Below are 13,936 nucleotides of genomic sequence, written 5' to 3'. Positions count from 1 at the left end.
AGCGACCGCTGAATCGGTGAATGGCGGCTTGCCAGTCCTGCTGCCGTGCAGCAGACTGGCGCCAAGGCCCGGCCGGTCCGCGCGCACCGGCCGGGCAACAAGCCTATCGACGACACTGGGTAGATCATGAGTACAGAGGCAAGGGCGCATCGCATCATCGTGGTCGGCGGTGGCGCGGGCGGGCTGGAACTGGTCACGCGGCTGGGCGATAAGCTCGGCAAGAGCGGGGCCGCGCGGGTGGTGCTGGTGGACCGCTCGCCGACCCACATCTGGAAGCCGCTGCTGCACGAAGTCGCCGCCGGCAGCATGGACCCCAACACCCACCAGCTCGAATACGTGGCGCAGGCGCGCTGGCACGACTTCGAGTTCCAGCAGGGCGAGCTGACCGGCATCGACCGCGCCCGCAAGACCATCTCGGTGGCCGCCTGCGTCGACCTCGACGGCATGGAGCTGCTGCCCGCGCGCGAGCTGCCCTACGACACGCTGGTGCTGGCGATCGGCTGCGTCACGCATTTCTTCGGCGTGCCGGGCGCCGCCGCCAACGCCATCGCGCTCGACACCGTGGCGCAGGCCGAACGCTTCCGCCGCCGCCTGATCGCGGCCTGCGTGCGCGCGCAGAACGGCGGCGGGCGCGTCGGCGCGGACGGGCGGCCGTGCGTGGACGTGGCCATCATCGGCGCCGGCGCCACCGGCGTGGAACTGTCGGCGGAGCTGCGCAACACCGCGCACGTGCTGAGCGCCTACGGCCTGCACCAGCTCGACCCGCGCCGCGACGTGCGCATCCACGTGATCGAGGCCGGCCCGCGCATCCTGCCGGCGCTGTCCGAGCGCGTCTCCACCGAGACCACCAAGCTGCTGCACAAGCTCGGCATCGACGTCTTCACCGCCGAGCGCGTCACCGAGGTCACCACGGACGCGGTGCTGACCGCCAGCGGCAAGCGCATCGACGCCGACCTGACGGTGTGGGCGGCCGGCATCACCGCGCCGCCGGTGCTGGCTACGCTCGGCCTGCTGGTCAGCCGCATGGGGCAGATCGTGGTGGGGCCCACGCTGCAGAGCGAGACCGATCCGGACATCTTCGCCTTCGGCGACTGCGCCAGTTGCCCGTGGCCGGAGAAGCAGGGCACGGTGCCGCCGCGCGCCCAGGCCGCGCACCAGCAGGCCACCTTCCTCTACGGCGCGCTGTGCGCGCGCCTGGCCGGCAAGCCGCTGCCGGCGTTCCAGTTCAAGGACCTGGGCTCGCTGGTGTCGCTCGGGCATTTCAGCGCGGTGGGCAGCCTGATGGGCGGGCTGATCGGCGGCTCGATGTTCATCGAGGGGCTGATGGCGCGCGTGATGTACACCTCGCTGTACCGCATGCACGTGCTGGCGCTGCACGGCGCCGTGCGCATGGCGCTCGATACCGTGACCCACTGGCTGCGCAGCAAGACCAGCCCGCGCGTGAAGCTGCACTGAGGGTTGAGAGCAGGGTGGGGCAGGGCGCGCGGCTCCGGCGTGCGCGGTACGCCATGTTTGCTTAGAATCGGTCTCCCCAACCCGCCAAGCAGGAGACCTCATGCTGAAGCCTGAAGTGGAAAGCCTCGTACCCGGACAGTCCTTCGACCGCCGGGCGTTCGTCAAGACCGCGCTGGGCTCGGCATTCGCCGCCGCTGTCCTGCCGGTGTCGGCGCAGACCATCAAGACCGACTTCGCCGGGCTCACCGCCGGCGAAGTCACCATCGCCTCGAGCGGCTTCAACATGCCGGCCTACCGCGCCCAGCCCGAAGGCAAGACCAATCTGCCGGTGGTGCTGGTGGTGAGCGAGATTTTCGGCGTGCACGAGCATATCGCCGACATCTGCCGGCGCTTCGCCAAGCTGGGCTACCTGGCCATCGCGCCCGAGCTGTTCGCGCGCCAGGGCGACCCGAACAGCTTCGGCACCTTGCAGGAATTGCAGACCCAGTTGATCGCCAAGGTGCCGGACGCGCAGGTGCTGGGCGACCTCGACGCCGCCGCGGCGTGGGCCTTCGCCAATGGCGGCGACGCCGGCCGGCTGGCCATCACCGGCTTTTGCTGGGGCGGGCGCGTCGCCTGGCTGTACGCCGCGCGCAACCGGCAGCTCAAGGCCGCCGTGGCCTGGTACGGCCAGCTCGTGGGCGAGCCCAGCGCGCTCAAGCCGCGCAACCCGGTCGACGTGGCCGGCGAGCTCAAGGTGCCGGTGCTGGGCCTGTACGGCGCCAAGGACACCGGCATCACGCAGGAGCACGTGGCGCGGATGAAGGCGGCGCTGGCCGCCGCGGACAATGCCAACGCCCGCGCGTCCGTGTTCGTGGTGTATCCGGATGCCGGCCATGCGTTCAACGCCGACTACCGGCCGAGCTACGTCGCCGCCGACGCCAAGGACGGCTGGCAGCGCTGCCTGGCGTGGTTCAGGCAGCACGGCGTGTAATCGCATGTAATTGCGCGTAATCACGCGCAGGGGTGGCCGGCGGACGCGGCATTTGCAAAGTCGGCGCCAATCTACGTACAATGCGGGCTTCGTTTCTTGCAACACTGTTGCGTTTGAGGCCGGTGCCGCTCCCCGTGGGGCGCATCGCCGGCCCCGGGAGCCCATCATCGATTCCACCCTTGCCTACATCCTGCTGGCCGCCACCATCTCCGGGGTGGGCAGTATCTTCGGAGCGGCGCTGCTGTCGCTGACGGTGGCCTCGCGCGTGGTGGAGCGCATGGTGAGCTTCTCGGTCGGGGTGCTGCTGGCCACCGCGCTGCTGCATTCGCTGCCGGAGGCGTTCGAGTCGGGCGCCGATCCGCGCGCGCTGTTCGGCACGCTGCTGGCCGGCCTGCTGGGCTTCTTCCTGCTGGAAAAGATCGCGCTGCTGCGCCACTCGCACCACCACGAGGGCGACGGGCACCACCACCACCACGGCCACGACCGCGAGGAAGCCGGGCGCAGCGGCCTGACCATCCTGGTCGGCGACACCTTCCACAATTTCGCCGACGGCATCGTGATCGCCGCCGCCTTCCTGGCCGATCCGCACATCGGCCTGGTCACGGCGCTGGCCATCGCCGCGCACGAGATCCCGCAGGAAGTGGGCGACTTCATCGTGCTGCTCAATGCGGGTTTCTCGAAGGTGCGCGCGTTCGCCTTCAACCTGCTGTCGAGCCTGGCGGCCATCGCCGGCGGGCTGGTCGGGTACTACCTGCTCGACCAGATGAGCGGCTGGATTCCCTACGTGCTGGTGATCGCCTCGAGCAGCTTCGTCTACATCGCCGTGAGCGACCTGATGCCGCAGATGCAGCGCAAGCCGCGCTGGCGCGAGTCGATCATCCAGATGGTGCTGGTGGCGGCCGGGATCGGCGCCATCTTCTTCATCACCAACGGCGTGCACGAAGGCCACGGCCACGGCCGCGCGCACGCGGCGGCGGCCGGCAAGTAAGCCGCGCGGGCCGCGCGCGGGGCGCTAGGCGCCGCTGGCCACCGGCCGCGCCGGGTCGGCGCACCATTCGCTCCAGGAGCCCGGATACAGGGCGGCGCCGCGCAGGCCCGCCACTTCCAGCGCCAGCAGGTTGTGGCAGGCGGTCACGCCGGAGCCGCACTGCATGATGGCCGCGCTGGCCGGGGTGGCGCCCAGCACCTGGGCGAATTCCTCGCGCAGCGTGGCCGCCGGCTTGAAGCTGCCGTCGGCCCGCAGGTTGTCCTTGAAGAAGCGGTTGGCCGCGCCGGGAATGTGCCCGCCGACCGGGTCCAGCGTCTCGTTCTCGCCGCGGAAGCGGTCGGGCGCGCGCGCGTCCACCACCAGCCGGCGCGGCGCGTCCAGGTTGGCGAGCACCAGGTCCGCATCCACCGTGGCCACCAGCGAGGCCTTGCGCGTGAAGTCGCCGGGCGTCTCCGGCTCGGGCGCGGTGCCCGCTTCCAGCGGCAGGCCGGCTGCCACCCACGCATTCCTGCCGCCGTCCAGCACCGCCACGGCCTCGTGGCCCAGCCAGCGCAGCAGCCACCACAGGCGCGCCGCGAACATGCCGCCCTGGGCATCGTAGGCCACCACCTGGCTGCCGGTGCCGACGCCGAGCGCGCGCAGGCGCGCGGCCAGCGTGTCGGGGTCGGGCAGCGGGTGGCGGCCGTTGCTGCCGGTCTTGGCGCCGGACAGTTCGTTGTCCAGGTGCAGGTAGAACGCGCCCGGCAGGTGGCCGGCGTGGTAAGCCTCGCGGCCGGCGGCCGGGTTTGCCAGGTCGAAGGTGCAGTCGATCACGACGCCGTGGCGGCCGCTGCCTTCGCGCAGCGCGCGCAGGTCCTGGCAGGAAATCAGGGTGGTGAACATGGAATGGCCTCTGGTTGGAAATGCACAGGGGCGCGCCCGCGCGCGGGGCATGGCGCGCCACGGTCGATGCTACACCTCGGGATGGACTTCCGCCTCGGGCGAGCGCAGCGGCGTGGCGCTGGTGGGCTGCCTGCCGGCGGTGTCCTCGCGCGCGCGCGTCAGCGTGGTGGCGATGCCGCTGGCGATGATCAGCGCCATGCCCAGCCACGACAGCCAGTTGAGCTTGTCGCTCCAGACCAGCATGCCCCACAGGCTCGAGAACACGATGCCCGCGTATTGCAGGTTGGCCGTGAGCAGCGTGTTGCCGCGCTTGTAGGCGCGCGTCATGGCGGTTTGCCCCAGCGTGGCGAGGATGCCGATGCCCAGCAGCAGCGCCGCGCCGTGCCAGCTATGGGGGCGGACGCCGCCGATCAGCATCCAGCCCAGGCCCACCACCATGCCCACCGCCGAGAAATAGAACACGATGCGGCCTTCCGGCTCGCCCAGCTGCCCGAGCTGGCGCACCTCCACGTAGGCCAGCGCGGTGAAGATGCCCGAGATCAGCCCGATCAGGCCGCCGGTGAGCTGGTCCTTGCCGACCGACGGCTGCAGCAGGCACAGCACGCCGGCGAACGACATCAGGATGGCGCCGATCAGCTTGCGGTCCGCGCCGGCCCCGCGCGTGCCGGCCAGCGCCGCGCCGGCGCCCAGGATCAGCGCGATCCACACCGGCGACATGTAGTTCAGCGTCATCGCGGTGGCCAGCGGCAGCAGCGTGATCGAGGTGAACCACAGCAGCAGCGCGGTCACGCCGAACAGGCTGCGCTTGATGTGCATGACCATGTGCGGCGTGCGCACCGAGACGCCCGAGCCCGCCAGCACCACCCACATGATGACCACGCTGACCGCGCTGCGGTAGAACACGATCTCGCCGGTGGTGTACAGCTCGGATGCCAGCTTGACGCCCACCCCCATCAGAGAAAAGGCGAAGGCGGCGAACAGCATCCAGAGCGATTGCATGGCGGGGCGACAGGGAAGGAATGGACAGCGCGCGGGCCCGGCCGGCCCCGGGGCGGGGCGGCCATGCCCGCGAAAGGCTTCGCGGCGGCGAATGGCCCGCGCGGCGCGGCGCGGCGAGACGCCGGGCGCACGCGGGAAGCGGAGATTGTAGCAGCGCGAGTGCGCTGCAACAAAGGCAAAACGGACCGCCTGGGCGGTCCGTTCCGTTGGTTTTGCGCATCAGGCCGCAGTCGCGGCCGTCGCGGCCGTCAGGTCCCCGGTCCGCCATTCACCCGGTGAAGGACATGGCGCGGCGATACCATTCGTGGAAATGCTGCATGCCGTCTTCCATCGGCGACTGGTAGGGGCCGGTTTCGCTGACGCCGCGCTTGAGCAGGGCGCGCCGGCCGGCATCCATGCGCTCGGCGATCTCGTCGTCCTCGATGCAGGTTTCCATGTAGGCGGCGCGCTCCGCCTCGACGAACTCGCGCTCGAACAGCACGATTTCCTCGGGGTAGTAGAACTCCACCACGTTGCGGGTCTTGTCCGGACCGAGCGGATGCAGCGTGGACACCACCAGCACGTTCGGATACCACTCCACCATGATGTTGGGGTAGTAGGTCAGCCAGACCGCGCCGTACTTGGGCAGCTGGCCGTTGTTGAAGCGCAGCACCGCGTCGTGCCATTTCTGGTACGTCGGGCTGCCGGGCCGCTTCAGGCCGGCGTGCAGGCCCACGGTCTGGACGCTGTGCCAGTCGCCGAACTCCCAGCTCAGGTCGTCGCACGAGACGAAGCTGCCCAGGCCGGGGTGGAACGGCACGACGTGGTAGTCCTCCAGATAGACCTCGATGAAGGTCTTCCAGTTGTAGTTGCACTCGTGGATCTCGACGTGGTCGAGCATGTAGCCGTCGAAGTTCAGGTCCTGGGCCACGCCCAGGCGCGCAAGGTCGGCGCGCACGTCGCGCTCGCCCTCGAACAGCAGCCCGTTCCAGTTCTGCAGCGGCGAGCGGTTCAGGTGCACGCACGGCTGCTTGTCGAAGTGCGGCGCGCCGAGCAGGTCGCCCTTCAGGTCGTAGGTCCAGCGGTGCAGCGGGCAGACGATGTTCTGCGCGTTGCCGCGGCCGTTGAGCATGATGGCCTGCCGGTGGCGGCAGACGTTGGACAGGAGCTCGATCCCGTCCGCGTTGCGCACCAGGATGCGGCCTTCTTCCTCGGCCGCGAGCGCCTGGTAGTCGCCCGTTTCGGGGACCATCAGTTCATGGCCGACGTAGCCCGGGCCCTTCTTGAACAGCAGTTCCAGTTCTTGTTGATGCAGCGCCTCGTCGAAGTAGACGTTGACGGGCAGTTGCGAATCAGCCGGCACCAGTTTCAGCGCGGTGCTGAGATTGGACATTATCCCCACTCCCTATGACAGGCGAAAGCAGTGAACAACCCAACCATCGAAAAGAAATCGATTTGGGAAAGACAGTCAGCGGCGCCCGGACCTGCTTCCCGGCCCCGGCGTGAGATGGCGCTGACGAACCGCGGATTGTACCCGAGCCAAAAAGTTAAGGGACTGATTATTTTGCCTTTTTAGCGAAAAAGTCGACCCGGGTCGTCATGGAGGTGCCGTTCCGGGCGCATTCGGAAAGACGACCCAAGCGCACAAGTCACTTTCCGGCAACGCTGCCGCGCGAGCGTGAGCATGGATGCGGCCAATCTCGCGCTTTGGCGTAAAATCCCAGCTTCCCCAGATTCATTGTCCGCAATGCCAAAGACTACGAGCTCCCCGGCCCAGCCCGGAACGGCCTCGGCCGACCAGCGGTCCGCCACCGCGACGCCAGCATCCTACGAGGCCGCCCTGGCCGAACTGGAGGCGCTGGTGGCCAGCATGGAAGGCGGCGCGCTGCCGCTGGAAGATTCGCTGGCGGCGTACAAGCGCGGCGCGGAACTGGTGAAGTACTGCCAGCAGACGCTGGAGCGCGTGGAACAGCAGGTCAAGGTGCTGGATGGCGACGTGCTCAAGAGCGCGCCCGCCGAAGCCGCCGCGGTGCCGGGAGAGCAGGAATGAGCGAATCCAGGCAGAATCCCGACGCGGGCGATTTCGCCGGCTGGATGCGCGCCCGTGGCGCCCGCACCGAACAGGCCCTCGAAGCCGAGCTGCCGGCCGTCGATGCCGTGCCGGCCAGGCTGCACGACGCGATGCGGTATGCTGTGCTCGGCGGCGGCAAGCGCGTGCGGCCGCTGCTGGTGCATGCCGCCGGCGAAGTGGCCGGCGCGGCACCCGAGGCCTGCGATGCGGCGGCCTGCGCGGTGGAGATGATCCACGCGTACTCGCTGGTGCATGACGACATGCCGTGCATGGACGACGACGACCTGCGCCGCGGCCGTCCCACCGTGCACAAGGCTTATGATGAAGCGACGGCGCTGCTGGTGGGCGACGCGCTGCAGACCCAGGCGTTCATGGTGCTGGCCGAATCGGCCTCGCTGGCCTCGCTCGATGCCGCCGCGCGCATGCGCCTGGTGGCAGAGCTGGCCCGGGCCTCGGGCTCGGTCGGCATGGCCGGCGGGCAGGCCATCGACCTGCAGCACGTCGGCCTGGCCATGTCGCTCGACGAACTCGAGGCGATGCATCGCATGAAGACCGGTGCCCTGCTGCGCGCCAGCGTGCGCATGGGCGCCTGCTGCGGCAGCGTGGACGAGGCCGGCCTGGCCGCGCTCGACCGCTATGCCGCGGCGGTCGGGCTGGCGTTCCAGGTGGTGGACGATATCCTCGACGTGACCGCGGATACCGCCACGCTGGGCAAGACCGCCGGCAAGGACGCCGCCAACGACAAGCCGACCTACGTCTCGCTGATGGGCCTCGAGCCCGCCCGCGAGCTGGCCGCGAAACTGCGCGCCTCGGCGCACGAGGCGCTGGCGGTGTTCGGCGCGCGCGCCAAACGCCTGGGCGAACTGGCCGATCTGATCGTGCTGCGCTCGAACTGAAATGATAAGTAGAAAACCGATAACCGGGCACAAGAATCCGGCCGCCGAACGGACATCATGACCTACGCACTGCTTAAAACCATAGACGACCCCGCCGCCCTTCGCAGGCTGGACCGGCGCCAGCTCCAGACGCTGGCCGACGAACTCCGCGCCTACGTGCTCGAATCCGTGTCCCAGACCGGTGGCCACCTGTCGTCCAACCTCGGCACGGTCGAGCTGACCATCGCCCTGCACTATGTGTTCGATACCCCGGAAGACCGCGTGGTATGGGACGTGGGCCACCAGAGCTACCCGCACAAGATCCTGACCGGGCGGCGCGACCGCATGCACTCGCTGCGCCAGTGGGGCGGCATCTCGGGCTTCCCGCGCCGCGCCGAAAGCGAATACGACACCTTCGGCACCGCGCACTCGTCCACCTCGATCTCGGCCGCGCTCGGCATGGCGCTGGGCGCGCGCACGCAGGGCGAGCAGCGCGTGTCGATCGCCGTGATCGGCGACGGCGCGATGACCGCCGGCATGGCCTTCGAGGCCATGAACAACGCCGGCGTCTACAAGGACCTGCCGCTGCTGGTGGTGCTCAACGACAACGACATGTCGATCTCGCCCCCGGTCGGCATGCTCAACCGCCACCTCGCGCGCCTGATGAGCGGCCAGTTCTACGCCTCGACCAAGAAGCACATCGAGCGCGTGCTGTCGGTGGCGCCGCCGGTGCTGGAATTCGCCAAACGCTTCGAGGAACATGCCAAGGGCATGATGGTGCCGGCCACCATGTTCGAGGAGTTCGGCTTCAACTACATCGGCCCGATCGACGGGCACGACCTCGAATCGCTGGTGCCGACGCTGCAGAACATCCGCAAGCGCGCGCTCGAAGGCGGCGGCCCGCAGTTCCTGCATGTGGTCACCAAGAAGGGCCAGGGCTACAAGCTGGCCGAGGCCGACCCGATCCTGTACCACGGCCCGGGCAAGTTCAACCCGGCCGAAGGCATCCGCCCGTCGGCCAAGCCCGCGCGCAAGACCTACACCCAGGTCTTCGGCGACTGGCTGTGCGACATGGCCGCGGCCGACCCGCGCCTGGTGGGCGTGACGCCGGCCATGCGCGAAGGCTCGGGCATGGTGGAGTTCGAGAAGCGCTTCCCGGACCGCTACTACGACGTGGGCATCGCCGAGCAGCACGCGGTGACGTTCGCCGGCGGCCTGGCCTGCGAGGGCCTCAAGCCGGTGGTGGCGATCTATTCCACGTTCCTGCAGCGCGGCTACGACCAGCTGATCCACGACGTGGCGCTGCAGAACCTGCCGGTGGTGTTCGCGCTCGACCGCGCCGGCCTGGTCGGCGCCGACGGCGCCACCCACGCGGGCGCCTACGACATCGCCTTCCTGCGCTGCATCCCCAACATGATGGTGATGGCGCCGGCCGACGAGAACGAATGCCGCCAGTTGCTGACCACCGCGTTCCAGCAGGACTGCCCGACCGCCGTGCGCTATCCGCGCGGCGCCGGCGCCGGCGTGGCGACCGAGGCGGCGCTGACCGCGCTGCCGGTGGGCAAGGGCGAGATGCGCCGCACCAGCGGCGCGCGCGCCGGCCAGCGCGTGGCCATCCTGGCGTTCGGCTCGATGCTGCACCCGGCGCTGGCCGCGGCCGAGGCGCTCGACGCCTCGGTGGCCAACATGCGCTTCATCAAGCCGCTCGACGTTGAGCTGGTCAAGAAGCTGGCGCACGAGCACGACTACCTGGTCACGGTCGAGGAAGGCAGCGTGATGGGCGGCGCCGGCAGCGCGGTGCTCGAGGCGCTGGCCGCCGCCGGCCTCGCCGTGCCGGTGCTGCAGCTCGGGCTGCCCGACCGCTTCATCGACCACGGCGATCCCGCCTTCCTGCTTTCGCAGTGCGGGCTCGACGCGCCGGGCATCGAGCAGTCGGTGCGCGAGCGCTTCAAGCTGGCCCAGGCCACGGTCGCCACGCGCGCGGCCTGACCTGCGCGCCACGCATGCCCGCCGCCGGCGGGCATGCGGTGTTCCCCGCGATGCCGCCCGCGCGGCCCGCCTTTCTCCCGCCTCCCGCCTTCCCGGCATCCCGCGCTTGGTGTGCGGGTATCGCCGCCCTCCCGGCAGCCCCGGGCGATTTCCCTTAAAATCCGAAGTTCTGTGTTCGCAGCTGCGGGAGGCATCGGTTGCCGTCGCCCGCGGTTTCACACTCGTTGCGCGGCAGTGTTGTCTGCGAAAAATGCCGCGACCGTAGAGGAAACCTAGGAATCCGGTATGAATGACATCAATCCCGCCTTCGTGATGCCCGACGTGCAGTCGAGCCTCGACACCCGCCAGATCCCCATTCAGCGGGTCGGCGTGAAGGGCGTGCGCTATCCGCTGTCGCTGAAGACCCCGGCCGGCGTGCAGGCCACCGTGGGCACCTTCAACCTCGACGTGCACCTGCCGGCGGACCAGAAGGGCACGCACATGTCGCGTTTCGTGGCGCTGCTCGAGGAAGAGCGCGAGCCGCTCGAGCTCGCCGGCTTTCGCCGCCTGCTCGACAAGATGCTGCTCAAGCTCGAAGCCGAGGCCGGCCGCATCGAAGTCACCTTCCCGTATTTCATCAACAAGGTCGCGCCGGTGTCGGGCGTGCAGTCGCTGATGGACTACGAGGTTACGCTGGTCGGCGAAGTGCGCGGCGGCGCGGCCAAGGTGTTTCTCAAGGCGCTGGTGCCCGTCACCAGCCTGTGCCCGTGCTCGAAGAAGATCTCGCAGTACGGCGCGCACAACCAGCGCTCGCACATCACCATGAACGTCGAGCTGGCGGGCGACCTGCCGGTGGAGGCACTGGTGCGCATGGCCGAGGAAGAAGCCTCGTGCGAGCTGTGGGGCCTGCTCAAGCGGCCGGACGAGAAGTTCGTCACCGAGCGCGCCTACGAAAACCCGAAGTTCGTCGAGGACCTGGTGCGCGACATCGCCATGCGCCTCAACGCGGACGAGCGCATCGTGGCCTACGTGCTCGAGGCGGAGAACTTCGAGTCCATCCACAATCACAGCGCCTACGCCGTGATCGAGCGCGACAAGCGCGTCGCCTGATCCGGGCTGCCGCCGCCGGCCTTGCGCCGGCGGCGCGCCCGGGTGCCTGCGGCTACGCCGGCAGGCGGATGTCCGACAGATCCCAGCGCGGCGTCACGCCGTAGCCGTAGTCGTGCCGCGCCAGCTCCGGCGCGGCCTGCAGGCGCATCGCGCCGGCGAAGGCGATCATCGCGCCGTTGTCGGTGCAGAACGCCAGGTCGGGGTAGTGCACCTCGATCTTCTTCTGCGCGGCGAGCTGGTCGAGCCGCTCGCGCAACTGCCGGTTGGCGCCCACGCCGCCGGCCACCACCAGCCTGCGGTGCCCGGTCTGCTTGAGCGCGGCCATCGACTTGGCGGCCAGCACGTCGACGATGGCGTCCACGAACGCGCGCGCGAGGTTGGCGCGGTCCTGCTCGCAGACGTTGCCCATCTTGCGGGTTTGCGTCAGCACCGCGGTCTTGAGGCCGGCGAACGAAAAATCCAGGTTGCCCGAATGCAGCATCGGCCGTGGCAGCGCGTAGGCGCCGGGCGTGCCGAACTCGGCCAGGCGCGAGACTTCCGGCCCTCCCGGATAGCTCAGGCCGAGCAGCTTGGCGGTCTTGTCGAACGCCTCGCCGGCGGCGTCGTCGAGGGTCTCGCCGAGCAGCGCGTAATCGCCGATGCCGCGCACTTCCATCAACTGCGTGTGGCCGCCGGAGACCAGCAGCGCGACGAACGGGAACGGCGGCGGATCGCGCGTGAGCAGCGGCGACAGCAGATGGCCTTCGAGGTGATGCACGCCGAGCATCGGCACGTCGAGGGCAAAGCCGAGCGCGTTGGCGACCGAGGCGCCGACCAGCAGCGCGCCGGCCAGGCCGGGGCCCTGCGTGAACGCGATCGCGTTGATGTCGGCGCGGGTGCGGCCGGCCTCGCCGAGGACCTGCCGCAGCAGCGGCAGCACGCGGCGGATATGGTCGCGCGAGGCGAGCTCGGGCACCACGCCGCCGTAGTCGCGGTGCATGGCGATCTGCGAATGGAGCGCGTGCGCGAGCAGGCCGGCCGTGGTGTCGTAGAGGGCCAGGCCGGTTTCGTCGCAGGAGGATTCGATGCCGAGGACAAGCATGGGAACAGGCAGCGCCGGCCCGGAAGCGGGCCGGCAAATCAATCGGTTGGCGCCGGCGCGCGGGCCGTCCGGCCGGCGCGCTGGCGCAAGGCCAGCAGGGTAGCACAGCGGCGCCGGCCCCGCCTTCCGCGGCCTTTCGCCGCCTTTTCGCTACAATCGCCGCTTCTTCAGCAGGCAGGACGGACATGAGCAGCAGGCACACCACGGGAGCCGCGCCGGGCGGCGCGCGCGCCGCGCGCTTCGACGTGGCGGTGCTCGGCGCCGGCGCCGCGGGCATGATGTGCGCCGCGGTGGCGGGCCAGGGCGGCGCCAGCGTGGTGCTGGTCGACCATGCCACGCGGCTGGCGGAGAAGATCCGCATCTCCGGCGGCGGCCGCTGCAACTTCACCAACCTGCAGGCCGGGCCGGCCAACTATCTGTCCGCCAACCCGCACTTCTGCCGCTCGGCGCTGGCGCGCTACACGCCGCAGGACTTCCTCGGCCTGATGCGGCGCCACGAGATCGACTGGCACGAAAAGCACCGCGGCCAGCTGTTCTGCAACGACAGCGCCGAGCAGGTCATCGAGATGCTGCGCGCCGAGTGCGGCGCCGGCAACGTGGCCTGGCGCACCGGCTGCGGCGTGGAGGAAGTGCGCCGCGAAGGCGACGACTTCCTGCTGGCGACCACGCAGGGGCCGATCCGCGCCGGCGCGCTGGTGGTGGCCACCGGCGGCCTGTCGATCCCCAAGATCGGCGCCACCGACCTCGGCTACCGCATCGCCCGCCAGTTCGGCCTGGGCATGGTCGAGACGCGCCCCGCGCTGGTGCCGCTGACCTTCGACGGCCAGGGCTGGGCGCCGTTCGCGCCGCTGGCCGGGGTCTCGATGGAGGTCGATATCGCCACCGGCAGCGGCAAGGCCGCCGGCGCCTTCCGCGAAGACCTGCTGTGGACCCATCGCGGGCTGTCCGGCCCCGCCGTATTGCAGATTTCCAGCTTCTGGCGCCCCGGCACGCCCATCGCCATCGACCTGTTCGACGGCGCCGACGCCGGCGACTGGCTGCTCGAGCACAAAGGCACCAGCCGCAGGCACCTGGCCAACCTGCTGGCCGAGCGCCTGCCGGCGCGGCTGGCCGATGCCTGGTGCGCGGCGGCGGGCCTGAACGGCACCCAGCCGCTGCACGACATGCCCGACAAGGCCCTGCGCCGGCTCGGCGCGGCGCTCAACCGCTGGGAACTGGTGCCGTCCGGCACCGAGGGCTACCGCAAGGCCGAGGTCACGCTGGGCGGGGTGGACACGCGGGCGTTGTCGTCGGCCACCATGATGGCGCGCTCGGTGCCGAACCTCTATTTCATCGGCGAAGTGGTCGACGTGACCGGCTGGCTGGGCGGCTACAACTTCCAGTGGGCCTGGGCGTCGGGCGTGGCCGCGGGCCGCTCTGTGGCGGAAATGGCACGCGCGGCCGCGCCGGCGGCGCCATAGCCCCGATAGGGGGATTTCCTGCAATGCGGGCTTGACAAAAGCTGTGATAGACTTGGCGTTTTCGTAAAATCCTCGCAAGACCGCTCAACCGCTGC

At 69.8% G+C, this 13,936-nt stretch carries 12 protein-coding genes; 8 read left to right on the top strand and 4 right to left on the bottom strand.

Annotated elements, in window-relative coordinates; translation table 11 throughout:
• Window positions 1–126 precede the first annotated feature (126 nt).
• The 3 genes from ACWTPI_RS14735 to ACWTPI_RS14725 all read left to right on the top strand — a co-directional run bounded on the left by ACWTPI_RS14735 (window position 127) and on the right by ACWTPI_RS14725 (window position 3,416).
• A complete protein-coding gene (locus ACWTPI_RS14735) occupies window positions 127–1,455 on the top strand; it encodes an NAD(P)/FAD-dependent oxidoreductase (protein ID WP_454732008.1) in 1,329 nt (442 codons plus the stop codon).
• A gap of 100 nt (window positions 1,456–1,555) precedes the next feature.
• A complete protein-coding gene (locus ACWTPI_RS14730) occupies window positions 1,556–2,428 on the top strand; it encodes a dienelactone hydrolase family protein (RefSeq protein WP_020200890.1) in 873 nt (290 codons plus the stop codon).
• A gap of 205 nt (window positions 2,429–2,633) precedes the next feature.
• Window positions 2,634–3,416, top strand: a complete 783-nt coding sequence (locus ACWTPI_RS14725) for a ZIP family metal transporter (protein ID WP_369796860.1) — start codon at window positions 2,634–2,636, stop codon at window positions 3,414–3,416.
• Between the two features lie 24 nt (window positions 3,417–3,440).
• Here the strand turns inward: ACWTPI_RS14725 and ACWTPI_RS14720 are convergent, their stop codons facing one another.
• The 3 genes from ACWTPI_RS14720 to ACWTPI_RS14710 all read right to left on the bottom strand — a co-directional run bounded on the left by ACWTPI_RS14720 (window position 3,441) and on the right by ACWTPI_RS14710 (window position 6,669).
• Window positions 3,441–4,298, bottom strand: coding sequence for a sulfurtransferase (locus ACWTPI_RS14720; protein ID WP_454732007.1), 858 nt, complete (start codon window positions 4,296–4,298; stop codon window positions 3,441–3,443).
• Between the two features lie 69 nt (window positions 4,299–4,367).
• Window positions 4,368–5,297: a DMT family transporter gene (locus tag ACWTPI_RS14715; RefSeq protein ID WP_454732006.1), complete on the bottom strand. Its 930-nt coding sequence runs from the start codon at window positions 5,295–5,297 to the stop codon at window positions 4,368–4,370.
• Between the two features lie 268 nt (window positions 5,298–5,565).
• Window positions 5,566–6,669 carry an aromatic ring-hydroxylating oxygenase subunit alpha gene (locus tag ACWTPI_RS14710; protein WP_020200886.1) on the bottom strand — a complete coding sequence of 368 codons (1,104 nt, stop codon included), beginning with the start codon at window positions 6,667–6,669 and terminating at the stop codon, window positions 5,566–5,568.
• Between the two features lie 354 nt (window positions 6,670–7,023).
• On the opposite strand from ACWTPI_RS14710, the gene ACWTPI_RS14705 reads away from it, so the two are divergent.
• The 4 genes from ACWTPI_RS14705 (at window position 7,024) to folE2 (ending at window position 11,300) form a co-directional block, all read left to right on the top strand.
• Window positions 7,024–7,326 carry an exodeoxyribonuclease VII small subunit gene (locus ACWTPI_RS14705; RefSeq protein ID WP_020423639.1) on the top strand — a complete coding sequence of 101 codons (303 nt, stop codon included), beginning with the start codon at window positions 7,024–7,026 and terminating at the stop codon, window positions 7,324–7,326.
• Window positions 7,323–8,243, top strand: a complete 921-nt coding sequence (locus ACWTPI_RS14700) for a polyprenyl synthetase family protein (RefSeq protein ID WP_020200884.1) — start codon at window positions 7,323–7,325, stop codon at window positions 8,241–8,243. Before ACWTPI_RS14705 ends, ACWTPI_RS14700 begins: the two co-directional genes overlap by 4 nt.
• A gap of 57 nt (window positions 8,244–8,300) precedes the next feature.
• Window positions 8,301–10,211, top strand: a complete 1,911-nt coding sequence (dxs, locus tag ACWTPI_RS14695) for a 1-deoxy-D-xylulose-5-phosphate synthase (protein WP_454732005.1) — start codon at window positions 8,301–8,303, stop codon at window positions 10,209–10,211.
• Window positions 10,212–10,496: 285 nt separating this feature from the next.
• Window positions 10,497–11,300, top strand: coding sequence for a GTP cyclohydrolase FolE2 (gene folE2, locus ACWTPI_RS14690; protein ID WP_020200882.1), 804 nt, complete (start codon window positions 10,497–10,499; stop codon window positions 11,298–11,300).
• 52 nt (window positions 11,301–11,352) lie between these two features.
• Here folE2 and tsaD read toward each other — a convergent pair whose 3' ends face one another.
• On the bottom strand, window positions 11,353–12,381 hold the full coding sequence (gene tsaD / locus ACWTPI_RS14685) for a tRNA (adenosine(37)-N6)-threonylcarbamoyltransferase complex transferase subunit TsaD (RefSeq protein WP_059411302.1): 1,029 nt from the start codon (window positions 12,379–12,381) through the stop codon (window positions 11,353–11,355).
• A 185-nt stretch (window positions 12,382–12,566) separates the two neighbouring features.
• On the opposite strand from tsaD, the gene ACWTPI_RS14680 reads away from it, so the two are divergent.
• Window positions 12,567–13,841: an NAD(P)/FAD-dependent oxidoreductase gene (locus ACWTPI_RS14680; RefSeq protein ID WP_454732004.1), complete on the top strand. Its 1,275-nt coding sequence runs from the start codon at window positions 12,567–12,569 to the stop codon at window positions 13,839–13,841.
• The last annotated feature ends 95 nt before the right edge of the window (window positions 13,842–13,936 follow it).

This window comes from Cupriavidus ulmosensis, from assembly GCF_977008105.1.
The sequence above is the reverse complement of the archived record's forward strand: the minus strand, read 5'-3'. Positions and strand labels throughout refer to the sequence as shown.

What these genes read in the sequence shown, in the direction of transcription:
- ACWTPI_RS14715 (WP_454732006.1), bottom strand. Translation starts at nt 5,297, where the DNA reads ATGCAATCGCTCTGGATGCTGTTCGCCGCCTTCGCCTTTTCTCTGATG.
- ACWTPI_RS14680 (WP_454732004.1), top strand. Translation starts at nt 12,567, where the DNA reads ATGAGCAGCAGGCACACCACGGGAGCCGCGCCGGGCGGCGCGCGCGCC.
- ACWTPI_RS14700 (WP_020200884.1), top strand. Translation starts at nt 7,323, where the DNA reads ATGAGCGAATCCAGGCAGAATCCCGACGCGGGCGATTTCGCCGGCTGG.
- folE2 (WP_020200882.1), top strand. Translation starts at nt 10,497, where the DNA reads ATGAATGACATCAATCCCGCCTTCGTGATGCCCGACGTGCAGTCGAGC.
- ACWTPI_RS14720 (WP_454732007.1), bottom strand. Translation starts at nt 4,298, where the DNA reads ATGTTCACCACCCTGATTTCCTGCCAGGACCTGCGCGCGCTGCGCGAA.
- tsaD (WP_059411302.1), bottom strand. Translation starts at nt 12,381, where the DNA reads ATGCTTGTCCTCGGCATCGAATCCTCCTGCGACGAAACCGGCCTGGCC.
- ACWTPI_RS14705 (WP_020423639.1), top strand. Translation starts at nt 7,024, where the DNA reads ATGCCAAAGACTACGAGCTCCCCGGCCCAGCCCGGAACGGCCTCGGCC.
- ACWTPI_RS14735 (WP_454732008.1), top strand. Translation starts at nt 127, where the DNA reads ATGAGTACAGAGGCAAGGGCGCATCGCATCATCGTGGTCGGCGGTGGC.
- dxs (WP_454732005.1), top strand. Translation starts at nt 8,301, where the DNA reads ATGACCTACGCACTGCTTAAAACCATAGACGACCCCGCCGCCCTTCGC.
- ACWTPI_RS14710 (WP_020200886.1), bottom strand. Translation starts at nt 6,669, where the DNA reads ATGTCCAATCTCAGCACCGCGCTGAAACTGGTGCCGGCTGATTCGCAA.
- ACWTPI_RS14730 (WP_020200890.1), top strand. Translation starts at nt 1,556, where the DNA reads ATGCTGAAGCCTGAAGTGGAAAGCCTCGTACCCGGACAGTCCTTCGAC.